The organism is Streptomyces zhaozhouensis (assembly GCF_900230195.1).
GTDB lineage: Bacteria > Actinomycetota > Actinomycetes > Streptomycetales > Streptomycetaceae > Streptomyces > Streptomyces zhaozhouensis.
In genome coordinates this window covers 1-23,863 of the sequence record NZ_OCNE01000022.1, presented here as the reverse complement: position 1 = coordinate 23,863, position 23,863 = coordinate 1, and the positions used below count along the sequence as shown (strand labels likewise).

Annotated in this window: 17 protein-coding genes and 1 pseudogene; 11 read left to right on the top strand and 7 right to left on the bottom strand. The window is 73.6% G+C overall.

Translation table 11 applies throughout. From position 1 onward, the window contains the following. Positions 1-66 precede the first annotated feature (66 nt). The 4 genes from CRP51_RS24165 to CRP51_RS30125 all read right to left on the bottom strand — a co-directional run bounded on the left by CRP51_RS24165 (position 67) and on the right by CRP51_RS30125 (position 4,315). The gene (locus CRP51_RS24165; protein WP_097233447.1) at positions 67-1,107 is read right to left on the bottom strand and encodes an NAD(P)-dependent alcohol dehydrogenase; all 1,041 of its coding nucleotides are present in this window, start codon (positions 1,105-1,107) and stop codon (positions 67-69) included. Between the two features lie 209 nt (positions 1,108-1,316). Then, positions 1,317-2,333, bottom strand: coding sequence for a glycoside hydrolase family 6 protein (locus CRP51_RS24160; RefSeq protein WP_097233446.1), 1,017 nt, complete (start codon positions 2,331-2,333; stop codon positions 1,317-1,319). Between the two features lie 160 nt (positions 2,334-2,493). Continuing rightward, positions 2,494-2,649 carry a hypothetical protein gene (locus CRP51_RS28960; protein ID WP_170970654.1) on the bottom strand — a complete coding sequence of 52 codons (156 nt, stop codon included), beginning with the start codon at positions 2,647-2,649 and terminating at the stop codon, positions 2,494-2,496. A gap of 169 nt (positions 2,650-2,818) precedes the next feature. Next, the gene (locus tag CRP51_RS30125) at positions 2,819-4,315 is read right to left on the bottom strand and encodes a protein kinase domain-containing protein (protein WP_097233444.1); all 1,497 of its coding nucleotides are present in this window, start codon (positions 4,313-4,315) and stop codon (positions 2,819-2,821) included. A gap of 242 nt (positions 4,316-4,557) precedes the next feature. On the opposite strand from CRP51_RS30125, the gene CRP51_RS24145 reads away from it, so the two are divergent. Then, positions 4,558-5,145, top strand: coding sequence for a M23 family metallopeptidase (locus tag CRP51_RS24145; protein WP_097233443.1), 588 nt, complete (start codon positions 4,558-4,560; stop codon positions 5,143-5,145). A gap of 60 nt (positions 5,146-5,205) precedes the next feature. Here CRP51_RS24145 and CRP51_RS24140 read toward each other — a convergent pair whose 3' ends face one another. Both CRP51_RS24140 and CRP51_RS24135 read right to left on the bottom strand, forming a co-directional pair. After that, complete coding sequence (locus CRP51_RS24140) at positions 5,206-8,133, bottom strand: AfsR/SARP family transcriptional regulator (RefSeq protein WP_097233442.1); 2,928 nt, start codon at positions 8,131-8,133, stop codon at positions 5,206-5,208. Between the two features lie 206 nt (positions 8,134-8,339). After that, complete coding sequence (locus tag CRP51_RS24135) at positions 8,340-9,464, bottom strand: PucR family transcriptional regulator (protein ID WP_097233441.1); 1,125 nt, start codon at positions 9,462-9,464, stop codon at positions 8,340-8,342. 198 nt (positions 9,465-9,662) lie between these two features. Here CRP51_RS24135 and CRP51_RS24130 point away from each other — a divergent pair, with 198 nt between their 5' ends. The 8 genes from CRP51_RS24130 to CRP51_RS24095 all read left to right on the top strand — a co-directional run bounded on the left by CRP51_RS24130 (position 9,663) and on the right by CRP51_RS24095 (position 19,242). Continuing rightward, positions 9,663-10,589, top strand: coding sequence for a proline dehydrogenase family protein (locus CRP51_RS24130; RefSeq protein ID WP_097233440.1), 927 nt, complete (start codon positions 9,663-9,665; stop codon positions 10,587-10,589). A gap of 47 nt (positions 10,590-10,636) precedes the next feature. Beyond that, positions 10,637-12,268 (top strand): L-glutamate gamma-semialdehyde dehydrogenase, encoded by a 1,632-nt coding sequence (gene pruA / locus CRP51_RS24125; protein WP_097233439.1) that lies wholly within the window; start codon positions 10,637-10,639, stop codon positions 12,266-12,268. 262 nt (positions 12,269-12,530) lie between these two features. Then, positions 12,531-12,737 (top strand): hypothetical protein, encoded by a 207-nt coding sequence (locus CRP51_RS24120; RefSeq protein WP_097233438.1) that lies wholly within the window; start codon positions 12,531-12,533, stop codon positions 12,735-12,737. A gap of 62 nt (positions 12,738-12,799) precedes the next feature. Next, positions 12,800-13,843 (top strand): 3-isopropylmalate dehydrogenase, encoded by a 1,044-nt coding sequence (locus CRP51_RS24115; RefSeq protein WP_097233437.1) that lies wholly within the window; start codon positions 12,800-12,802, stop codon positions 13,841-13,843. A gap of 279 nt (positions 13,844-14,122) precedes the next feature. Beyond that, positions 14,123-15,229: a branched-chain amino acid aminotransferase gene (locus CRP51_RS24110; RefSeq protein ID WP_097233436.1), complete on the top strand. Its 1,107-nt coding sequence runs from the start codon at positions 14,123-14,125 to the stop codon at positions 15,227-15,229. A gap of 320 nt (positions 15,230-15,549) precedes the next feature. Further along, positions 15,550-17,166 carry a citramalate synthase gene (gene cimA, locus CRP51_RS24105; RefSeq protein ID WP_097233435.1) on the top strand — a complete coding sequence of 539 codons (1,617 nt, stop codon included), beginning with the start codon at positions 15,550-15,552 and terminating at the stop codon, positions 17,164-17,166. A gap of 232 nt (positions 17,167-17,398) precedes the next feature. Then, positions 17,399-18,994, top strand: coding sequence for an acyl-CoA carboxylase subunit beta (locus CRP51_RS24100; RefSeq protein WP_097233434.1), 1,596 nt, complete (start codon positions 17,399-17,401; stop codon positions 18,992-18,994). Between the two features lie 35 nt (positions 18,995-19,029). Then, the gene (locus tag CRP51_RS24095) at positions 19,030-19,242 is read left to right on the top strand and encodes an acyl-CoA carboxylase epsilon subunit (RefSeq protein WP_097233433.1); all 213 of its coding nucleotides are present in this window, start codon (positions 19,030-19,032) and stop codon (positions 19,240-19,242) included. A 185-nt stretch (positions 19,243-19,427) separates the two neighbouring features. Here CRP51_RS24095 and CRP51_RS24090 read toward each other — a convergent pair whose 3' ends face one another. Beyond that, positions 19,428-19,634 carry a hypothetical protein gene (locus tag CRP51_RS24090; RefSeq protein WP_097233432.1) on the bottom strand — a complete coding sequence of 69 codons (207 nt, stop codon included), beginning with the start codon at positions 19,632-19,634 and terminating at the stop codon, positions 19,428-19,430. Between the two features lie 536 nt (positions 19,635-20,170). Here CRP51_RS24090 and CRP51_RS24085 point away from each other — a divergent pair. Both CRP51_RS24085 and CRP51_RS24080 read left to right on the top strand, forming a co-directional pair. Beyond that, positions 20,171-23,770, top strand: a complete 3,600-nt coding sequence (locus tag CRP51_RS24085; protein ID WP_097233431.1) for a sensor histidine kinase — start codon at positions 20,171-20,173, stop codon at positions 23,768-23,770. 10 nt (positions 23,771-23,780) lie between these two features. Beyond that, positions 23,781-23,863: pseudogene (locus CRP51_RS24080) on the top strand (roadblock/LC7 domain-containing protein); the annotation flags it as partial.

The following is a 23,863-nucleotide window of genomic DNA, read 5'->3' as shown; positions in this document are numbered from 1 at the left end:
CCGCACTCCGCCGCCCGGCACGGACCACCACCCGCGCCGGGCGGCGGACCCGTACCGGGCCCGCGTTCACCCGTTGGGGAGGATCACCGCGCGGCCGTTGACCTTGCCGGCGTGCAGCCGCTCGTAGGCGGCCGGCGCCTCGTCGAGGGAGTAGGTCTCCACCCGCACCTCGACCGCGCCCGCCCGCGCCAGCTCCAGCACCTCGGCCAGCTCGCTCCGGCTGCCCCAGTAGGGCGCGGCGACGGCCACGTCGAACGCGGTGGTGTTGATCCCCACCGGCACCGCGCCCCCGCCGAGGCCGACGATCGCCACGTCCGCCTCCACGGCGGCGACCGATCCGGCCAGGGCCGTGGTCGGCTCGGCGCCCACGAAGTCGAAGACGCCCTCGGCGCCCAGCCCGCCGGTCAGCTCCCGCACCCGTTCTGCGGCGCGCTCGTCGGAGAGCACCACCTCGTGGGCCCCGACGTCGCGGGCCAGCGCCAGCTTCTCCTCCGAGACGTCCAGCGCCACCACCCGCGCCGGGGTCAGCGCCCGCAGCAGCTGGATCGCCACGTGCCCGAGCCCGCCGGCGCCGATCACCACGGCCGTGCTGCCGGGCACCAGCTTGGGCAGGGCGCGGCGGATCGCGTGGTACGGGGTCAGCCCGGCGTCCGTCAGCGGCACCGTGGTCACCGGGTCGAGGCCGTGCAACGGCTGGAGGAACCTGGCGTCGTCCACCAGCAGGTACTCCGCCATCGCGCCGGGCGCGCCCAGTCCCGGCGGGAAGATGCCCAGTTCGGCGGCGCGCAGACAGTAGTTCTCCCGGCCCTGCGCGCACTTGACGCAGCGGCCGCAGCCCTGGGGGCCGTAGACCGCGACGCTGTCGCCCTCCTCGATCCCGCGCACCCCGTCGCCGAGCGCCACCACCGTGCCGGCACCCTCGTGGCCGAGGGTCAACGGCAGCGGGTAGGGGAAGCTCTCCGCCGACCAGCTCATCAGCGCGATGTCCGAATGGCAGACCCCGGCAGCCGCCACCCGCAGCAGCACCTGCCCGGGACCCGGCTCCGGGTCGGGCAGCGTCACCACCTCGGGCGCGGCTCCGATCTCCCGGTACTGCACGGCCTTCATGTCCCGACCTCCTCGCGGCGCTCGCCCGTGGGCACTTTCTCCTTCCACGCTAGGACGGATGACCCGAGGCGACAGAAGTTGTCGGTTTCCGTATCATGCACGGCCGTACCGGTAGGAAGGCTGTCCGTGCCCTCCCCCCGGGACGGGGCCGGCGCCGCCCCCGGGAAGGAGCGACGCCGGTCGTCGGGAAGCGCGGCGATCGGCCGGGGTCAGTTCCCCCCGGCGAGCTCGTAGGCCATGTCCGGCGAGAACGAGCCCGCGGGGCCGGCGCATCCGTCCAGCTCGCCCGGGAGCTTCACCCACAGATAGGCGTCGACGCGCGCGTTGCCCGTGTTCGCCGTCGGGTTCTCCCCGATCAGTCGCCCGGGCGGGTCGCACCACTCCTCGCCGTCCGGGCCGTTTCCGTTGCGGCTGGTGTCGATGACGGCGGTCAGTTCCGGGTCGCCCAGCTCGTTGAGCACCCCCTCGACGAACGCGGTCTCCTCGCCGGTCACCCGGTAGTTGGAGACATTGCTGTAGATGCCGTCACCGCTCGACAGGATGCCGGCCTCGCGCAGCGTCCCGGCCATGGTGGCCGGGTCGTGCCAGCCGGAGTGGCCGGCGTCGAAGTAGACCCTGGCCTCGGGGTTGGCGGCGTGGATGCGGTCCGCCGCTCCGGCCAGCGACGCGAACCGCTCGGCGCGCTCCGCGTCGTCGAGACAGGTGGTCAACGCCAGGGAGTCCGGCTCCAGGATCACCAGCACCGGCTCGTCGCCGAGCCCGGCGGCGAAGCTCTCCGCCCAGTCCAGATAGGACGGGAAGTCGGGGGCGCCGCCGGCGGAGGCGCCGCCGCAGTCGCGGTTCGGGATCATGTACGAGACGAGCACCGGGACCTCGCCGGCCGCCGACGCGGCCGAGGTGACCGCGCTCGCCTCCTCGGTCACGGTCGCCGGCTCGTAGTTGGCGAACCACACCGCCTGCGGCTGGCTGGCTATCCGCTCGGCGATCAGCGGGGTCCTGGGGTCGTCGGGGTTCTCCTCGACCCAACCGTGCACGTTGGCCGGGTAGTTGTGGAACACGGTGTCGTCGGGCAGGGCCGCGGCAGCCGTGCCGTGCGCGCCGGAGGCGAGCGTGAGGCCGGCGACCAACCCGCCGACCGCCGCCGCGGCGGCCAGCGCGAGCGGCGCCCTCCGGCGCCGACGGGGGGCGGGGGATGTGGGGGACTGCGCCACGTGTGGGGTGCGCATGGATCGTTCCTCTCGGGACGACTGGCATGGATGGGAGCGCTCCCATTCCGTTCGCCCGAACATAGCCGCTCGACGCGCGGGCGTAAACCGCCCGCGCGGACCCAGCCGGACCGAGGTGTGCGGGGCGGTGGAGGTCGTCCACGCGGTGCCGGTCCCGCGGTCAGTCGGCGGCGCCGACGTCGCGCAGCCAGTCGCCGAGGACGACGAAGTCCCGTTCCAGCAGGCCACGTTGCGGATCGACGCGGTGCAAGAGGGCCGGTCCCCGACGGTGTGCGGCCACCCACTCGTGGTCCGACGCGCCGATCTCGTCGTCCACCCAGACGAACGGCCGGCCGGCCGCCGTGGCGACCAGGGTCTCGGTCTTCCAGCGCGGCCCGTCGGTCTCCTCCTCCAGCGGGTACTCCGGCAGCGCGCAGACCGGGAGGAGCAGGAGTAACGGGGTGGGGGCGGGCGTGGGGCACCCGCGTGGGAAACGGCGGCGCCGGCTAATCGCGGCGCAGCCAGCGGCCGGTGGACGGGTGCCCCGCCGTGATCGCGGCGGCGAGGGCCGGCGCCGCCACCAGCGGCATGATGACGAAGAAGATGACGGAGTAGGAGGGGAGCGGGGGAGGCGACTCGAACGCCAGGTCTCCGCCCGTCGAGTAGAAGAACGGGACGGCGCTCGCGCCCTGGAGGGCCACCGCGCCTCCGGCCACCACGGTCACCCATCGTCCGGCCGAGACGCGCTGGGAGAGCAGCAGCGCCCCCGTGAGAAGCGCGGCGATCTCGATCACGCCCAACGCCAGATGCGCCCGTATCAACGCGGGCGGACCCACGGACAGGCTCTCGAACTCGGTGATCAGATGGACCAGGTAGAGAAGCCCCGGCAGGGAGAGCAGCGCCAGCGTGATCGCCGCGGTCGCGGTCGCGGTGCGGCTGCCGTGCCCGGTCGCGGGCGGGTGGCTCGGCCTTCCGGCTCCGGCCGGGTACTCGGTGAGGGGTGCGGGCGCGGGAGCCGACATCACGCCCGGAGGCATGAACGGGGGCACCTGCGGGGGCACTCGCGGTTGCTCGGGCAGCGGTGCGGGAACGTCGGGCACGGTCGTGTGCGCCTCCGGGAGCCATCCCGTCGACGGGAGCGGGCTGGCCAGCCCCATCGTCTCGCCCAGGCGCCGGCACGTCCCCACGATGTCCGCGGGCGTCGGCCGGGCCGCCGGATCTCTGGCCAGGCAGGCGCCGACCAGCTCCCGCAGTGCGGACGGGCAGGCGGACAGGTCGGGGCGCCCGTTGACGATGCGGTAGAGCAGCGCGGACGTCGCCCCCTCTCCGAACGGGTGGGTCCCGGTCGCGGCGAAGTGGACGGTGAGGCCGAGCGCGAACACGTCCACCGCCGGGGTCGCCGGGGCGGCGCCCTCGATCTGTTCCGGTGCCATGAACGCCGGCGTGCCCACCCGCACGTCGGTGCCCGTCAACGACGTGGCGTCGGCCGCCCGCGCGATGCCGAAGTCGATGACGGCCGGCCCGTCCTCGGCCAGCAGCACGTTCCCGGGTTTGAGGTCCCGGTGGACCACCCCCGCCTCGTGGATGGCCGCCAGCGCGTGCGCGACGCCGGCCGTCAGCCGCAGCGCCGCCTCGGGGGAGAGCCTGCCGTGCGTGGCCACCCCGGAGGCCAGTGAGGGGCCGGGCACGTAGTCGGTGGCCACCCAGGGAACGGCTCCCGAGGTGTCGCTGTCCAGCACCGGCACGAGATAGCGGCCTCGCACCCGCAGCGCCGCGTTGACCTCCTGCTCGAACCGCCGCCTGAACAGCGGGTCCTCGGCGAGCTGCGGGTGCACCACCTTCACGGCCACCGGCCGCCCGCCCCGGGTGTGGGACAGATAGACCGTGCCCATCCCCCCGGCCCCGAGCCGTCCCCGCAGCGGATACCCCGAGACGTCACGAGGATCCTGCGGCTGGAGTGGCCTGACCTGAGCTGCTGACCCCGTCACCCGTTCCCCCCTCATACCCGGGCGCCCGGATACCCGGACAACCGGGCAACCGTCGTCGCCCGACATCGTATGAGCGCCGGGGGGCGGCACACAGCCCTCGCGCGTGGGCGAACCGGACGGACGGGCGCACCGGTCTCGTCGGCGGGCCCCGGAGCTCGGGGAATGTACGTGTTTTGTATGCGCCTCCGCTTGCATCACGACGTCACCGACTCACGGCGTCACCGACTCAGGCGTCACCGAATCAAGGGGAGTTACCCATGCGCAGACGTTCCCGCCGACTGTGGGCGGCTCTGGGCGCGATCACCGCGGTGCTGGTCGCCGCTCCGCTGGCGGGTGCCGCGCCGCAGGACGCGTCGTCCGTCGGGTCCCAGGACGTGGACACCCTCGCTCGTCCCGCGTTCCGGATGCCCTTCCGCTGCGACCAGGTGTGGACCGGCTCCAACTGGCACGGCCACAGCCCGGCGCACTCCATCGACTGGAACCACTACGACGCCAACGGCAACCCCGACGACCTGGGCCGGGTCGTGCTGGCCAGCGCCGGGGGCAAGGTCGTCTCCTCGCACTACTCCACGACCACCGGCTACGGCAACACCATCGTGATCGACCACGGCGGCGGCTGGCGTACCCGCTACTCGCACCTGAAGTCCCGGGGCGTCCAGGTGGGTGCCCAGGTGACGCGGGGGCAGCGCATCGGTAGGGTCGGCGCCACGTCCGCGAAGTACCAGCTCTCGCCGCATCTGCACTACGAGCAGATCCAGAACGGTTCGGTCGTCGTCGCCGTGGTGCAGGGCGTCACCTGGTCCGACGGCCTCAAGCGCACTCAGCGGAGCCGGAACAACTGCTGACGTCCACGGCCGACCGGCCCGCCCCGTCGCCGGGGCGGGCCGGGCCGGTCGGCGCGGCGTTCAGTGGACCGCGCGGAGCTTGGCGTCCACCAACTCGGCCTGGTCGTGCACGTCCAGCCGGCGCCAGGTCGACAGGGAACGGTGGAAGTAGCGCCGCGCCGAGTGCTCCCGGCCGGTCGCGCGGTGCAACTCGCCCAGCAGGCACGCCACCCGCGCCTCCGCCCTGCGGTCACCGAGCTGTCGCTGCACGGCGAGCGCGTCGACCAGCAGCGCCGCGGCCTTGCCGGCGTCGCCCTGCCGCAGGCACAGTTCCCCGATGCTCTGCTGCACATAGGCCGCGCAGTGGGTGTCGGCCAACTCGTCGAAGATGCCCAGCGCGCGTTCCAGCTCGACGCAGGCGGCACCGGGCTCGCCGCGCAGTTCGTGCAGCACCGCGATCCGGCGCCGCACCTGGGCCTCGCGGTGCCGGTCCCCGAGGTCGCGGGAGAGTTCCAGGGCACCGGCCAGCCAGGGCGCGGCGGCGTCCAGGTCCCGCCGTTCCAGCCACACCGAGGCGATGGCGTTGCGGGCCACGGCCTCCCCGTGCCGGTCGCCGGCCGCACCGAAGCCGTGCAACGCCTCGGTGAACGTGCGGAGCGCGGCGTCGAGGTCGCCCAGGACCCGGTGGACCGAGCCGGCCCCCACCGCGGCGACCGCCTCGCCCGAGGGACAGCCGAGCGTCGCGAAGATCTCGCGTGAGGCGACGAACGCGGCGAGGGCGTCGGCGTACCGGTCCTGGTAGAGATGGAGCTGGCCCAGGTTGCGGAGCAGGGCCGCGGCGCGGGCGTCGACCGGTGTGGCGTGTGGCGCGCCGGCCGGCGAGTCCCGGGAGGGGGCGCGCATCGCGTCGAGCACCAGCCGGTGGGTGCGCAGCCAGTCGCCGTAGTAGCCGCGCATGTCGAAGAAGCTCGCCATCTCGATGGCGAGCTCCGCCGCCCTGGAGACCTGACCGAGCAGCAGCGCCGACTCCACGGCGGCGACCAGGAGGCGGCGTTCGGTCTCGAACCACGCGACGGGCTGGGCGCGCACCACTTCGGCGACGGCGGTGGCCGGGCCGGTCGGCGGCACCGCCGTCCCGAGCACGCCGAGGAACCGCGTGGGCATCGCCGCGTTGGCGCAGCGGGTGAGCGCGATCAGGGCGTCGAGCAGCCGGAGTTGGCGCCGCAGCCGGACCTCGGGACCCTCCTCGTCGGCGAGCTCCTGGGCGTAGCAGCGCAACAGGGCGTGCATACGGTAGCGCCGCAGCCCGAGTCGGTCGGTGGCCACCACCTCCACCAGGTGCTCGTCGAGCAGCGTCGCGAGGCCGTCGGCCGGCTCCTCGGCGCCGCCGGCCGCCACCGCGATGAGCCAGCCGGCCACCGGCTCGTCGGGCAGCTGCCCGAAGACGCGAAAGGTCTCCGCCGCGGGGCCGGGAAGATGGAAGTAGCTCAGTTCGGCGCTGGCCCGCACCTCCAGTTCGCCCGTCTGCAACTGGTCGAGCCGGCCGCGTTCGTCGTGCAGGGAGTCGGCGAGCGTGCCGACGGTCCACCCCGGGTGGTTCGCGAGCCGGGAGCCGGCGATCCGCACCGCGAGCGGCAACGCCCCGCAACCGGTGATCACCCGGTCGGCGTCCGGGCCGGCCAGCCGCAGCCGGTCGGCCCCCACGATGCCGGCGAGCAGCGCTCGCGCGTCGTCGAGGGGCAGCACGCCGAGGGGGCAGTGGTAGCCGGGCAGCCCCGGCATCCGGCGGCGCGAGCTGACGAGCACCGCGGAGCCGCCGGTGCCGGGCAGCAGCGGGCGGGCCTGCGCACCGTCCGCGGCGTCGTCCAGCACGATGAGGAACCGGCGTTGCGCGAGGCGCGAGCGGAACAGCGCGGCGCGCTCGCCCAGTTCGGCCGGGATGGCGCTGTCGATGACGCCGAGGCCGCGCAGCATCTCGGCCAGCACGTCGGCCGGCTCGCGCGGCCGGCCGCTCAGCCCGCCCAGGTCCACGAAGAGCTGCCCGTCGGGGAAGGCCGCGCGCACCCGGTGGGCCACGTGCACGGCCAGCGTCGACTTGCCGGAACCCGGCGGCCCGGAGACCACCACGACCACCGGTGCTCGTCCCGCCGCCGACAGCCGGGCCTCCAGCACGGCGACCTCACGGGACCGGCCGGTGAAGTCCTCCACGTCCATGGGGAGCTGACACACCGGCACCTGCGCCCTGGCGCGCCGCCTCACCGCGTACCCGTTGATCTCCGCGCCGACCGCGCGCAGCGGGCCGCTGGGCTCGACGCCCAGCTCGACGGCGAGCGTCCGTTCGGCCTCGGCGTAGGCGGCGCGGGCCTCGGTGGTGCGGCCGGCGCCGTGCAGCGCCTGCACCAGCATCCGCCACAGGTCCTCCCGCAGCTGGTCCTGGATCAGCCGGGTGCGCAACTCGGCGACGAGCGGCGCGTAGTCCCCCTGGCGCAGCCGGACCTCAAGACACTTGTCGACGGCGAAGGAGCGCAACTCCTCGATCCGGGTGACCGCCGCGTCCCACACCACGCTGGACGGCAGGTCCTGGAGGGCGGCGCCGCGCCACAGGGCCAGCGCCGCCTCGTAGCCGCGCTGCGCGGCGGGGTCGTCGCCGCAGTCGTCCGCGGCCCTGGCCTGGTCGAGCAGCCGCTCGAAGAGCAGCATGTCGCTGTCGTCCGGCGCGACCTCCAGCGCGTAGCCCGAGGGACCGGTGCGCAGCGCCGCCGTGGACACGCCGGCCGCCGTCAGCGCCTGCCGCACCATGCGCACGTAGGTGCGGACGTTGGCGACGGCGGACCGGGGCGCGCCGCCGGGCCACAGCACCTCCGTCAGCAGGTCGAGGGAGACGAACCCGCCGGGCTGGAGCAGCAACGTGGCGAGGACGGCCCTCGGCTTCGGTCCGCCGATGTGCACCGGCGCGCCGGAGGCCCTCACCTGAAGCGGCCCCAGCACACCGAACGTCGGCTCCGCCATCCGTGCGCCTCCACGCTCACCCGGCAACTGCGGGGAGACTACTGGTGAGTTCAGGCGGGGAACAGGGCCCGACGCCAGAGAGCGGGAGCCGTGGCAGGACCCTGCCGGGACGCCGCCCTCGGCGGTGGCGCGGGGCGGAGACGCGCGCCGGCGCCGCTCCCCGGCCGGCTCGGGCCCTCACCGGCGTCCCGGACCGGCTCGGGCTCTCACCAGCCCGCCGTCTTCAGCGCGAGGTGGAGCAGCAGCCGGTCCTCGCCCTCGTCGAGGTCGAGGCCGGTGAGCTGCTCGATGCGGGAGACGCGGTAGTAGAGCGTCTGGCGGTGGATGCCCAGGGCCTCGGCCGTCCGGGTCGCCTGCCCGGCGTGGTCGAGGAACGTCTCGGCGGTGTGGGCCAGTTCGCGGTGCTCGGGCCGCAGCAGCGGCAGCACGGCCGGGTCCGGGGGCAGCCGGGGCGGCAGCGCGGTCAGCAGCCGGTACGGGCCGATCCCGGCCCACTCGGCGAGCGCCCCGAAGCGGTCCGACGCGCCGGCGGCGCGCGCCGCGCCCAGCGCCTCAGGCCAGGCCGCCGGCAGCTCGGCGACCGCGTGCCGCGCCGCGCTCAGCCCGCCGCGCGGCCCGCGCCCGGTGTTCACCCCCAGCCTTCCGGCCAGCGCGCGGGCGGCCGGCGGTCGGGCCAGCGCGGCCAACGCCCAGGCGGCGCCCGCCCGTTGTCCGGGCAGCGTGGTCAGCGCCAACGCGCCGGGCGGTGTCGCCGGGAGCTCGTGCGCCGCCTCCCAGGGGGCGACGGCGAGCAGCACCAGCGGTCCCTCGGCGGCCGGGCCGAGCGCGTCGGCGAGTTCCTCGGCGGGCGCCGGGCCCTCGTCGGCGTGGCCGCTCAGCAGCGCGTGCAGCAGGTTCCCCACCCGGGCGCCGCCGCGCGCGTCCTCGGCCAGCAGCGCGCCGGCGCGGCGGGCGATCGCCATCGCCTCGTCCAGCCGGGGATCGTCCAGCCGCAGCGCGCCGTCGTCGAGCAGCCAGATGTAGCCGTACACCACGCCGCCGTGGCGCACGGGCAGGCAGAGCCGCCCGGTGCGCACGCCGGCGGACGGCTCCGGCGGGATGCGTACGGGGGCGTGCGCCGTGGTGATGCCGAAGCCCTCGAACCACGCCCGGACGGCGGCGGTGGAGCCGCGCCCGAGGATGGAACGGGTGCGGACCGGGTCGAGCGCCAGGTCGTCGTCGCTGTCGTGGGCGCCGAAGGCGATCAGTCGGAAGTCCCTGCCCTCCAACGTCGCCGGGGCGTCGAGCAGCGCGCAGACCTCGTCGATCAGCTGCTGGTAAGCGGTGCGCATCCCCCGTTCGTCACCTCTCGTCTCGCGCCGGTGGCGCTGCTTGGCCACCATTCTCGTGCAGTCTCATACAGATGTCTGAACCCCGTCGACCCGGCGCTCGACAGCTGTCGATAGGCGCCGGGCCCGCGCGGTCCTACGGTGGCGTCGACCGGCTGGTACCGCATCGCCGATCCGTTCGGCCGACCTCGGGAGGTGCCCGTGCTGGGACCCGTGCTGCTGGCAGCCGCCGGCAGTGAACGCGTGCGGCGGCTGGTGTCGTCGACGCCGCTGACCCGCCCCGTCGTGGACCGTTTCGTCGCGGGCGAGGAGCTGCCCGACGCGCTGGACGCGACCCGGACGCTGCTCTCCCAGGAGCTGACCGTCACCCTCGACCGCCTCGGTGAGTCCGTCACCGACCCCCTCCAGGCGATCCGCAACCGCGACGGCTATCTGGAGCTGGTCGACGAGCTGGCCGCCGCCGGCGTCGCCGAGCGGGCCGAGCTCTCGGTGAAGCTCTCGGCCTTCGGCCAGGCGCTTCCCGACGGCCATGACATCGCCCACCGCAACGTCGCCCGGGTGGTCGCGGCGGCGGCCGCCGCCGGCACGGCGGTCACCCTGGACATGGAGGACCACACCACCGTGGACTCCACCCTGGCCGTGCACGAGGCGCTGCGCGCCGAGCACCCCGAGACGGGAGCGGTGCTCCAGTCCTATCTCTTCCGCACCGAGGACGACGCCCGCCGTCTCGCGGCGACCGGCGCCCGCGTCCGGCTGGTCAAGGGCGCCTACCGGGAGCCGCCCGAGGTGGCCTTCCAGCGCAAGGCGGAGGTCGACCTGGCCTACGTCCGCTGCCTGCGGCTGCTGATGACCGGCGAGGGCTACCCGATGGTCGCCACCCACGACCCCCGGCTGGTCGCCGTCGCGGAGGAGCTGGCGAAGCGGGCGGGGCGGGCGTTGGACGCCTACGAGTTCCAGATGCTGTACGGCATCCGCGACGCCGAGCAGCGCCGGCTGGCGGCGCAGGGCCACCGGGTGCGGGTCTACGTGCCCTACGGCACCGACTGGTACGGCTACTTCATGCGGCGGCTGGCCGAGCGCCCGGCCAACCTGGCCTTCTTCGCCCGTTCCCTGGCCACCAGGAACTGACCCACACGAGCCCATCCGACCGCGGCACCCCGAAGGAGAGAAACGGCATGGACGCTGTGACCCACGTCCCCACGCCGGTCAACGAGCCGGTGCTGGGCTACGCGCCCGGCTCGCCGGAGCGCGCCCGGCTGGAGCGCGAGCTGAAGGAGCTGAGCGAGAACCCCGTCGACCTGCCCATGACCATCGGCGGGCGGCGCCGGATGGGCGGCGGCGAGCGCCACGACGTGGTGCAGCCGCACCGCCACGCCGCCCGGCTCGGCACCTACGGCGACGCCACCGCGCAGGACGCCAGGGACGCCATCGACGCGGCGCTGGCCGCGGCGCCCGCCTGGCGCGCGCTCTCCTTCGACGACCGCGCCGCGATCTTCCTGCGCGCGGCCGAGCTGCTGTCGGGACCGTGGCGGGCGACCATCGCCGCCTCCACGATGCTGGGCCAGTCCAAGACGGTGCAGCAGGCCGAGATCGACGCACCGTGCGAGCTGATCGACTTCTGGCGGTTCAACGTCCACTTCGCCCGCGAGATCCTGGCCGAGCAGCCGCCGGTGCAGCCCAAGGGCGTCTGGAACCGGATGGACCACCGGCCGCTGGAGGGCTTCGTCTACGCGATCACCCCGTTCAACTTCACCGCGATCGCCGGCAACCTGCCGACCGCGCCCGCGCTGATGGGCAACGTGGTGGTCTGGAAGCCGTCGCCCACCCAGACCCACTCCGCCGTGCTGCTGATGCGGCTGCTGGAGGAGGCGGGCCTGCCCGACGGGGTGATCAACCTGGTCACCGGCGACGGCCTGGCCGTCTCCGAAGTCGCGCTGCCGCACCCGGAGCTGGCCGGCATCCACTTCACCGGTTCCACGGCGACCTTCCGCGCGCTGTGGCGGGGCGTCGGCGAGCACCTGGACGGCTACCGGAGCTATCCGCGCGTGGTGGGGGAGACCGGCGGCAAGGACTTCATCGTCGCCCACCCGACCGCCGACCCGGCGGTGCTGCGGACCGCGATCGTGCGCGGCGCCTTCGAGTACCAGGGCCAGAAGTGCTCGGCCGCCTCGCGCGCCTACGTCCCGCGTTCGCTGTGGGAGGGCGGGCTGCGCGAGGAGCTGAGGGCGGAGGTCGAGGGGCTGACCATGGGTGACCCCACCGATCTGGGGAACTTCATGGCCGCCGTGATCGACGAGCGCGCCTTCGCCAAGAACCGGGACGCCATCGAACGGGCCAAGGCCGCCCCGAACTGCGAGATCGTCGCCGGCGGCACCTACGACGACAGCGTGGGGTACTTCGTCCGGCCCACGGTGCTCACCTGTTCCGACCCGGAGGACGAGGTGTTCCGCACCGAGTACTTCGGACCGATCATCGCCGTCCACGTCTACGAGGACGACGACTTCGACGCCATGCTCGACCAGATGGAGTCGGTCGCCGACTACGCGCTGACCGGCGCGTTTCTGGGCCGGGGCCGCGCGCTGGAGGCCGAGGTCAGCGAGCGGCTGCGGTTCGCGGCCGGCAACTTCTACCTCAACGACAAGCCGACCGGCTCCGTCGTCGGCCAGCAGCCCTTCGGCGGCGGACGCGCCTCGGGCACCAACGACAAGGCGGGCTCGAAGTTCAACCTGCTGCGCTGGGTCTCCCCCCGGGTGATCAAGGACACGCAGGTCCCGCCCACCGACTACCGGTATCCGCACATGGGGTGACCCCTCGACCCCGGCGGCCGGTTCGGCCCCCCACCCGTCCCACGGGCCCCACAGGTCCCGTCGGTAACGGTGGGGGGCCGTCCGTGTCTCAGATAGTAGGACGGTCAAGCATTTAGGCAGACAGCGTCGCGAGGCCGGGCTATTTTGGACGAGGTCCCACCGAGGGTCCGGCGAACTTTGTCGGAACCCAACAGTGGACCCTTCCCTCATCGGGGCGCCGTCGCCCCGGAAGCGGCCCATCCCACCTCTGGAGCTGACCGCCATGGACGCCACCGCAGTCGCCACTGCCCCCGCCGTCACCGCCGTCGCCCAACTCCCCGTCCACGACGGGTCGGTCGACCGGCCGACCGCCCGCAGCCAGGCCAGGGCCGAGGCCCGCGCGGCCCGGATCGCCGCCCGCCGGCACGCCGCCACCGCCCTCCAGTCCGCGCTCGACCGCAGGGACAACGGCGGCGCCGTGGAGGAGTGACCGCTCCGTCCGCATCGTGGACGCCGGCTCCTCAAAAAATGGGACGGCCCTAGGGTGCGGGCATGGCTAGCGGTATCGATCTCGCGGTGATCCCCGGTGACGGCATCGGCCCTGAGGTGGTCGCCGAGGGGCTCAAGGTCCTTCGCGCGGCGCTTCCGGCCGAGGCGAAGCTGGAGACCACCACCTACGACCTGGGCGCCAGCCGCTGGCACCGGACCGGGGAGACCCTCCCCGACGCCGAGTTGGAGCGCCTCAAGGGCCACGACGCCATCCTGCTGGGCGCGATCGGCGACCCCACCGTGCCCTCCGGGGTGCTGGAGCGCGGGCTGCTGCTGAAGCTGCGCTTCGCGTTCGACCACTACGTCAACCTGCGCCCCAGCCGGCTCTTCCCGAACACCCCCTCGCCGCTCGCCGGCCGCCCCGAGATCGACTTCGTGGTCGTCCGCGAGGGCACCGAGGGTCCCTACGTGGGCAACGGCGGCTCGATGCGGACCGGGACGCCGGCCGAGGTGGCCACCGAGGTCAGCCTCAACACCGCCTACGGCGTCGAGCGGCTCGTCCGCGACGGGTTCGCGCGCGCCGCCGCCCGGCCGGCCAGGCGGCTCACCCTGGTCCACAAGAACAACGTGCTGGTCCACGCGGGCCACCTCTGGAAGCGGACGGTGGACCGGGTCGCGGAGGAGTACCCCGACGTCCAGGTCGACTACCTGCACGTGGACGCGGCCACCATCTTCCTGGTCACCCAGCCGCAGCGGTTCGACGTGATCGTCACCGACAACCTCTTCGGCGACATCCTCACCGACCTGGCCGCCGCCATCACCGGCGGCATCGGGCTCGCCGCCTCGGGGAACATCAACCCCACCGGCGCCTTCCCCTCCATGTTCGAGCCGGTCCACGGCTCGGCCCCGGACATCGCCGGCACCGGCAAGGCCGACCCGACCGCCACCGTGCTGTCCGTCGCCCTGCTGCTGCGTCACCTCGGCCACGAGACCGAGGCGGCCCGGATCGAGGACGCCGTCACGGCCGACCTCGCCGAGCGCGACGCGGACTCGCCGCGCACCACCGAGACCATCGGTGACGCGCTGGCGGCCCGAGTATCCGCCTGACCCGCCCGGAAGCCGTCACCACGGCCGCCGGGCCACCGCCCGGCGGCCGACGCCTGTCCGCCGCCGGGTGCCATCCCTCCGTGGGAACCTCCCAGGACCGCACCCGCTGAGGGCGCGGGGCGCGCGCCCCGCCGCGGAGCGCCGTCGTCTCCCGACGGTGCCCTCCCCGCCTCGGATATGTCACTCTTGTGTGTCCCGATGCTCGGACTTCCTACTACTACTGCTGCCCGGGCGCGGGTCGCGGTCCGCCTCGACACTCAGTGAAGGAACGCGCTCACCATGACGACGCCCTCTCTCCCCTTCGACCTCAAGCCCTCCGCCCAGCCGGTCTCCGACGCGGACCGCGAGGCGGCGCTGGCCGACCCCGGCTTCGGCCGCCACTTCACCGACCACATGGTCACCATCCGCTGGACCGAGGGCCGCGGCTGGCACGACGCGCGGCTCCAGCCGTACGCGCCGCTGTCCATGGACCCGGCCAGCATGGTGCTGCACTACTCCCAGGAGATCTTCGAGGGACTGAAGGCGTACCGCCAGGCCGACGGCACGGTGGCGGTCTTCCGCCCGGAGGCCAACGGGGAGCGCTTCCAGCGTTCCGCGCGCCGGATGGCGATGCCGGAGCTGCCGGTGGAGACCTTCGTCGAGGCGATCGACGTCCTGGTCCGCCAGGACGAGGCGTGGGTGCCGTCCGGTGGTGAACAGACGCTCTACCTGCGCCCGTTCATGTTCGCCTCCGAGGTCGGCCTCGGCATCAACCGGCCGGCCAACGAGTACACCTTCATGGTGATCGCCTCCCCGGCCGGCGCCTACTTCCCGCGCGGCATCAAGCCCGTCTCCGTCTGGCTCTCCAAGGACTACGTCCGCGCCGCCCCCGGCGGCACCGGCGAGGCGAAGACGGGCGGCAACTACGCCGGCGCCTTCCTCGCCCAGGCGGAGGCCACCCGCAACGGCTGCGACCAGGTGGTCTGGCTGGACGCCGTGGAGCGCCGCTGGGTCGAGGAGATGGGCGGGATGAACCTCTACTTCGTCCGCGGCGAGGGCGAGGACGCCGAGATCGTCACCCCGCAGCTCACCGGCACCCTGCTGCCCGGCATCACCCGCGACTCGCTGCTGCGGATCGCCAGCGACCTCGGGCACACCACCGGCGAGGTCAAGATCTCCACGGACGACTGGCGCCAGGGCAGCGCCGACGGCACCATCAGCGAGGTCTTCGCCTGCGGCACCGCCGCTGTGATCACCCCCGTCGGCTCGGTCCGCTCGGCCGAGGGCGACTGGACCGTCGGCGACGGCCAGCCGGGCCCGATCACCCAGCGCCTGCGCGCCGAGCTGCTCGGCATCCAGACCGGCCAGCGCCCCGACCCCTACGGCTGGATGCACCGCATCCGCTGACCCGTCCGTCGCCCGCCGTCCGGACCCGTTGCCCGCCGGGTCCGGATGGTGAGACGCGGCTGGGCGGCCCCCGACCCCCGTGGCAGACTGCGGGCGTGCTCTCGTTCGCCATCATTATTGGTGACCAGCGCGCCGGTCGGCAGTGACCTCCGCACCGCACCCAGGAAGCGGCAGCGGACACTCGGTCCCAGACCCGCGCGCAGACCTCTCGCACCCGCGAGGGGTCTTTTCGTTTTCCGGCCCACCAGGCCGGAGCGGGAGCGCCGGGCGAGGGCGACCACGCCGCCTCACGACACGCAGACCACAGGAGTCCCAGGCCCATGACGACGGATGCCGCTTCGCCCCAGCTTCCGAACGACGACTTCCACGTGTTTGACACCACGCTGCGGGACGGTGCCCAGCGTGAGGGCATCCACCTCACCGTCGCCGACAAGCTGACCATCGCCCGCCACCTCGACGACTTCGGCGTCGGCTTCATCGAGGGCGGCTGGCCGGGCGCCAACCCGAAGGACACCGAGTTCTTCCAGCGCGCCGCCCGCGAGATCGACTTCCGCCACGCGCGGCTCGTCGCCTTCGGCGCGACCCGCAGGGCCGGCGTCGACGTCGCCGAGGACCCGCAGGTCGCCGCGCTGCTCGACTCCGACGCCCCCGTGGTGACGCTGGTGGCCAAGTCCCACGACCGCCACGTGGAACTCGCGCTGCGCACCACGCTGGAGGAGAACCTGGCGATGGTCGCCGACACCGTGCGCCACCTGCGCGCGCACGGTCGCCGGGTCTTCGTCGACTGCGAGCACTTCTTCGACGGCTACGCCGACAACCCCGACTACGCCCTCTCCGTCGTCCGCGCCGCCGCCGAGGCCGGCGCCGACGTGGTCGTGCTCTGCGACACCAACGGGGGCGCGCTCCCGGCGCGCGTCGACGCCACCGTGCGCGCCGTGCGCTCCGCCACCGGCGCGCGGCTCGGCATCCACGCCCAGGACGACAGCGGCTGCGCCGTCGCCAACACCCTGGCCGCCGTCGACGCCGGCGCCACCCATGTGCAGGGCACCGCCAACGGCTACGGCGAACGGGTCGGCAACGCCAACCTCTTCCCCGTGGTGGCGGCCCTGGAGCTGAAGTACGACCGCAGGGTGCTGCCCCCGGGCGCGCTCACCGAGATGACCCGGATCTCGCACGCCATCGCCGAGGTGGTCAACCTGCCCCCGGCCACCCACCAGCCCTACGTCGGGGTCTCCGCCTTCGCGCACAAGGGCGGTCTGCACGCCTCGGCCATCAAGGTCGACCCCGACCTCTACCAGCACATCGACCCGGAATGCGTCGGCAACTCCATGCGCATGTTGGTCTCCGACATGGCCGGCCGCGCCTCCGTCGAGCTGAAGGGCCGCGAGCTGGGCTTCGACCTGGAGGGCGACCGCGCGCTGGCCGGCCGCGTGGTGGCCAGGATCAAGGAACAGGAACGGCGGGGCTACACCTACGAGGCGGCCGACGCCTCGTTCGAGCTGCTGCTGCGCGACGAGGCGGCCGGTGCCCGGCGGCGCTTCTTCGAGCTGGAGTCCTGGCGCACCATCACCGACCACAGGACCGACGGCGGAATGGTCAACGAGGCCACCGTGCGCCTGTGGGCCAAGGGCGAGCGCGTGCTGGCCACCGGCGAGGGCAACGGGCCGGTCCACGCGCTGGACCAGGCGCTGCGCACCGCGTTGGAGCGCACCTTCCCGCAGTTGGCGCGGATCCAGCTGATCGACTACAAGGTCCGCATCCTGGAGGGCAGGTCCGGCACCCAGTCCACCACCCGCGTCCTGATCACCAGCGGCGACGGGCGGGCCGAGTGGTCTACGGTGGGGGTCGCCGACAACGTGATCGCCGCCTCCTGGCAGGCGTTGGACGATGCCTACACCTACGGCCTGCTGCGCGCCGGGTTGCGCCCCGAGGAGTGAGCACGCCGGGGACCGAGCGGGCGGGCGCCGGCGCGCGGACGCGGGGGAGCGCCGGCGACGCCCGCCGGGCGCCTGTGGGATTCCTCTAAATGCCCTCGGGGGCCTTCTGTTCGGTCCGGGCACCAACCTGACTCAACCCCTCCGGTTCTGTGCAGCGCGACCATGAATTGCCGGAGGAGACTGTGAGGACCCGACGAGAGACCAGGGGAGCGGGGTTTCGTAGGGTCTATACATGACCGATCACGCCGATACCGCAGCCCCCGAGGCGCCAGCCGCCACCGACACCCGGGGCCGGGTGGCCGAGCTGTTGGCGATCCGCGCCGAGGCCCTCGCCGGTCCCTCGGAGAAGGCCACCGAGGCGCAGCACGCCAAGGGCAAGCTCACCGCCCGCGAGCGCATCGGTCTGCTGCTGGACGAGGACTCCTTCCACGAGGTGGGAGCGCTCCGGCGGCACCGCGCCACCGGCTTCGGCCTGGAGAACAAGCGCCCCTACACCGACGGCGTCGTCACCGGCTGGGGCACGGTCCACGGCCGGACGGTCTTCGTCTACGCCCACGACTTCCGCATCTTCGGCGGCGCGCTGGGCGAGGCCCACGCGGCGAAGATCCACAAGCTGATGGACATGGCGCTGGCCGCCGGCGCCCCGCTGGTCTCGCTCAACGACGGCGCGGGCGCCCGGATCCAGGAGGGCGTCTCCGCGCTCGCCGGGTACGGCGGTATCTTCCAGCGCAACACCCGCGCCTCCGGCGTGATCCCGCAGATCAGCGTGATGCTGGGCCCCTGCGCCGGCGGCGCCGCCTACTCGCCGGCGCTGACCGACTTCGTCTTCATGGTGCGTGACACCGCGCAGATGTTCATCACCGGCCCCGACGTCGTGCAGGCCGTCACCGGCGAGGAGGTCACCCAGAACGGCCTGGGCGGCGCCGACGTCCACGCCGGCACCTCGGGCGTGGCGCACTTCGCCTACGACGACGAGGAGACCTGCCTGGAGGAGGTCCGCTTCCTCCTCTCCCTCCTCCCGGCGAACAACCGGGAGAACCCGCCGTCGTCCCCGACCGAGGACCCGGCCGACCGACGCTGCGACTCCCTGGTCGACCTCGTGCCGCTGGACGGCAACCGCCCCTACGACATGCGCGCGGTTATCGAGGAGCTCGTCGACGACGGCGAGGTCCTGGAGGTCCACGAGCGCTGGGCGACCAACGTGATCTGCGCGTTGGCCCGGATGGACGGCCAGGTCGTCGGCATCGTCGCCAACCAGCCCCAGTCGCTCGCCGGGGTGTTGGACATCCACGCCTCGGAGAAGGCGGCGCGCTTCGTCCAGATGTGCGACGCGTTCAACATCCCGATCCTGACCCTGCTCGACGTCCCCGGCTTCCTGCCCGGCGTCGACCAGGAGCACGGCGGCATCATCCGGCACGGCGCCAAGCTGCTCTACGCCTACTGCAACGCGACCGTCCCGCGGATCTCGCTGGTGCTGCGCAAGGCGTACGGCGGCGCGTACATCGTGATGGACTCGCAGTCCATCGGCGCCGACCTGACCCTGGCCTGGCCGAGCAACGAGATCGCCGTGATGGGCGCCGAGGGCGCGGCCAACGTCATCTTCCGCCGTCAGATCGCCGCCGCCGAGGACCCCGACGCGATGCGCGACCGGATGGTCAAGGAGTACAAGGCGGAGTTGATGCATCCCTACTACGCCGCGGAGCGCGGTCTGGTGGAGGATGTGATCGACCCGGCGGAGACCCGCACGGTGCTCGTCCACGCGCTGTCCATGCTCCGCAGCAAGCACGCAGACCTGCCCGCCCGCAAGCACGGCAACCCGCCGCAGTGACCCGGCCCCGACCAGGCCGAGTGAGGAAGTCACCGATGAACGTGCAGTCCACCGACCCGCGACTGGTGCGGGTGGAGAAGGGCGCGGCCAGCGACGAGGAGCTGGCCGCCGTCACCGCGCTGCTGCTGGCCCGCGCCGCCCGCGGCGGTGTCCCGGCCGAGGCCGCGGCGCCCGGTCAGTCGACCGCCGGCTGGCGGCGGTTGGAGCGGGCCAGCGCCTACCGCGCCCCGCACAGTTGGCAGGGCTGAGCCGGTCGACCCTTCGGCGCACCGCCTGACGTACCGCGTACACACGCGAAACCCCCGGTCCCTGTCTTCGCAGGGGCGCGGGGGTTTCTCGCGTGGGTGTCCGGGCGGTGCGCTTGTCGGGGCGGCGTCCGGGGGGACGGGCCGCTGCCGGAACCGGCAAACCGCCGAACCATGTCCCGCCGGAATCAGTCCACCAGGACGAAGGAACCGGCCGACGAGGGCTCCTGGCCCTTCTCCAGCACCGTGCGACGCGGGTTGGCCGTGCTGGCCGGCAGCGCGGGGTCACCTGCGGGCGCCAGTTCCGCGGGGGTGAGTGCGCTGGTGTCGTTCAGGTGTGCCAAGGTGGTGCGCCGAGGATTGGCGAGGGAGTGTGTGAGCAGCGTGGTCTTCACGGTGTGTCAGCCTTGTCAGTCCGGGAAGCTTTGTAAAGCGAGGCTATGCGCCGGTTACCCGGCGAAGGTGGGGTGGTAGACGCCCGTGAGGTGTGAGTTTCCTCACGAGGTACGGGGCAAAGACGGGCATTCCGGGGCATTGAGCATCGCCCCGCGTGCGGGGACTCGAACCGAAGCGCCTTCGGGGCGGGTCGACTCCCGGGCGCGCGTGAGGATTCGATGGTGATGCTGTGGCCGAAAGTCCGGTTTCTCCCGCACTCTGTGCACGCCAGGTGACAGTCCGCCTTCGCAGCGTCATAGATGTCACAGGAGTATCCCGGGCCCTTGTTGGAGATCGGCCACTGTGCTGGAATTCCTCGCAACCGCGCGGGTCAGCGGGCTGTGTGGGCGCACACCGGCGTCACTCGACAGTCCGATCCAGCCACTTCCATCCGCCCGGTTTGCCCGAACGACCGTCACGGGGCTCCGACTGCCCCGGGCTCGATACCGTCCGCCGCGCTCGCGGCGAGACGCCTGGTCCAGAGGTTGCGACGCTAGTGCAGGGACGTTTCAAGAAGGAAGGCAGTGCCGCGGGGGACGCGGGGCAGGGCGACGCGACAGATCGCGGCTCTTCCCTCGCGCCTACTCCCGGTGCCGAGCCGGCGCGGCCGGCGGCGGACGGCAAGGATCTGCCCTCCGGGAAGCGATCGACCCCCGAGAGCCCTGACGCGCCCTCCGGCGGCGCCCCCCGGCGCCCGATCAGCGCCGGTTCGCGACTGGCCCTGCGCAACTGGCGCATCAGCGCCCGCCTGGTCTCCCTGATCGCGCTGCCCGTGGCGGCGGCCACCGTGATGGGCGCGCTGCGTATCGAGCAGTCGCTGGACAACGTCGAGCAGCTGGAGGACATGCAGCTGCTGACCGACATCACCCAGCAGGCGACGCTGCTGGCCGCCGCGCTCCAGGAGGAGCGCGACCGCTCGGCCGGCCCGATCGTCAGCGGTGACAACCCCAACAGCGACGAGGTCATCAGCTCCAGGGAGCACACCGACGAGGCGATCGACGCCTTCAGTGACGCGCGTCTGGACATCAACAGCTACGACGAGTCGATGCGTGGCGTCGAGGCCACCATCCACGACATCGCCCGTCGGCTGAACGAGCTGAGCCAGGTGCGCAACGGGGCCTACGACGACCCCAGCTACGCCTCGCAGACGATCACCCAGTACAGCGAGGTCATCGAGGCCCTGCTGAACCTGTCGCAGGACATGGCGCAGGCCACCAACAACGGCGACATGATCCGCAGCACCCGCGCGCTGGCCGCGTTCTCCTCCGCGAAGGAGCACGCCTCCATCCAGCGGGCGGTGATCACCGCCGGTCTGGCCCGCGCGGAGCTGCCCGGCGGCCAGGCCGAGCTGTCCGAGTCGGACTGGCGGTACGGCCGCACCCACCTGATCGGCGAAGAAGTCGCGATCGACAACTTCGGCCAGATCTACGGCGACTCCGACCAGGTCCGGACCCTGCTCTCGCCCCTTGAGGGCGGCATCGCCAACATCGTGGCGGCTGACGACTTCGCGCAGCGGGTGTTCTCCGCCGAGGAGGGCATCCGCACCGAGGAGCGGACGTACCGCAACTGGTACGACCAGGACCGCACCAAGATCGAAGCGATGGGCAACATCGAGCTCACCCTGCTCTCCGAGATGCAGGAGCAGGCCCGTGAGCTGCGCGACGAGGCGCAGCGCGACGCGCTGATCAACGGCGCCATCGTGCTCCTCGTCCTCGGGATCTCGCTGGTCGGCGCGTTCGTGGTGGCCCGCTCCATGGTGCGTTCGCTGCGCCGCCTCCAGGACACCGCGACCGAGGTGGCCCGCACCCGGCTGCCCGAGGTCGTCAAGCAGATGTCCGAGGCCGAGCCCGGCGACGTGGACACCTCGGTGGAGTCGGTCGGCGTCCACACCAGGGACGAGATCGGCCGGGTGGCCCAGGCGTTCGACGACGTGCACCAGGAGGCGGTCCGCCTCGCCGGTGAGCAGGCGCTGCTGCGGGGCAACGTCAACGCGATGTTTACCAACCTCTCGCGCCGCAGCCAGGGCCTGATCCAGCGGCAGCTGTCGCTGATCTCCGAGCTGGAGTCCCGCGAGGCGGACCCCGACCAGCTCTCCTCGCTCTTCAAGCTCGACCACCTCGCGACCCGAATGCGCCGCAACGGCGAGAACCTGCTGGTCCTCGCCGGCGAGGAGCCGGGGCGCCGCTGGACCCGGCCGGTGCCGCTGGTCGACGTGCTGCGTGCCGCCGCGTCCGAGGTGGAGCAGTACGAGCGCATCGAGTTGAGCGCCGTCCCCAAGACGGAGGTCGCCGGCCGGGTCGTCAACGACCTCGTCCACCTGCTCGCCGAGCTGCTGGAGAACGCCACCTCGTTCTCCTCCCCGCAGACCAAGGTCAAGGTCACCGGTCACGCCCTGCCCGACGGGCGGGTGCTGGTCGAGATCCACGACACCGGCATCGGCCTCTCGCCCGAGGACCTCGCCGAGATCAACGACCGGCTGGCCAACCCGCCGACGGTGGACGTCTCCGTCTCCCGCCGGATGGGCCTGTTCGTGGTCGGCCGGCTGTCCCTGCGGCACGGCATCCGTATCCAGCTGCGCCCCTCCGACTCTGGCGGCACCACGGCGCTGGTCATGCTGCCCGCCGACGTGGCCCAGGGCGGCAGGCCCCGGCCCGGCGGTCCCGGGCGGGCCGCGGGCGTCGGCACCACCTCGGCCACGATGCAGCCGGACACCCCGCCGGTGCGGCGCCCCTCGCTCGGCAAGCCCGAGGGCGCCCAGCGGGAGACGGGGCTGCCGAGCCGTTCCGACCGGCCGGCGCTGCCCTCGCGCCCCGGCGCCGACGGCCGCCAGGCCCCCGGCAGCCGCACGGCGCCCTTCCCGCAGCAGGACGAGCGCCCCGAGCCGCAGCGCGCCGAGTCCCCGCAGCCGTCCGCGCCGACGCAGCCGTCCGCGCCGACGCCGCCGCCCGCGCCGACGCCGCCCCCCGCCGCGCAGCAGCCGGCCGCCGGCCGGCCCAGCTGGGCCACGGGCGGCGACGACACCGCGCGAATACCGTCCGTGGGCAACGCGTTCGACGCGCCGCGTGGCCACGACGCCCCTCCCGCCGGGGAGTACCAGGGCGCCGAACGGCAGCGGTTCGACGCCGAACGCCCCCAGCCCCCGCAGCGGCAGTCGCCGCACGAGCGGTACGAGCAGGCGCCGCGCCCCGACGAGGCGCCCCGCCCCGACGGCGGCCCCCGCCCCGGCGCGGACGAGGGATCCGTCTTCGGCCTGCCGCCCGGCCGCTCCGCCCAGTCCGCCCCCCGCGAGGAGCGGCGCACCGGCGAGTTCGGCGCCGGCGGCTACCAGCAGCGGACGCCGGGGCCCGCCGAGTACCCCACCGGGGAGTTCCCGACCGGCGACTACCGCGCGCCCGAACAGTTGCCCGCGCGCGAGGAGCGGCCCAGCCTGCCGCCCGCCGGCGGCGACCGCGCCTCGTCCTGGCAGCGTTCGCAGGACGAGCTGACGGCGCCCCTGCCGGCGCAGGAGCCGCCCCGCGGCAACGAACGGACCCCGATCTTCGAGGAGATGGAGTCCACCTGGTTCGGTACCCGCCGCGCGTACCCGCCACCGGCCGAGCCGCAGTCGCAGGAACCGCGGTACCAGGCGCCGCAGCCACCGAGCCCGCGCCCGCCCGAGCCGCGGCCGGCCGCCCCCGAGCCCCCCGCCGCGCCCGCCGCGCCCGCGCGGCAGTCGCACGACGCCCCGCCCGCCCGTCCGGACGGACCGGCCAGCCCGGTCGCCCCGCCGGCCCAGACGCCGGAACCCGGCGCGGGACCGGCGACCTGGCGGTCCTCGCCCAACGACGAACGCTGGCGTCAGGCGGAGCAGTTGCGCCAGCCGAGCGCGGGTGGCGTCACCACGTCAGGGCTGCCCAAGCGGGTGCCACGGGCCAACCTGGTCGCGGGGGCGGCGCAGCCGCAACAGCAGGCCCCCCAGACCGGACCGCAGGTCTCCCGGCGTCCGGACGACGTCCGTGGCCGGTTGACCAACCTCCGTCGTGGCATCCAGCAGGGGCGCCAGGCCGGCTCTTCGGCCGGCCACACAGACCGGGGCTCAGGCCCCACCTATCAGTAGGAGCGTTAGTGTGAGCCCGATGAGCCAGGCGGCGCAGAACCTCAACTGGTTGATCACCAGCTTTGTGGAGAACACCCCGGGGGTGTCGCACAC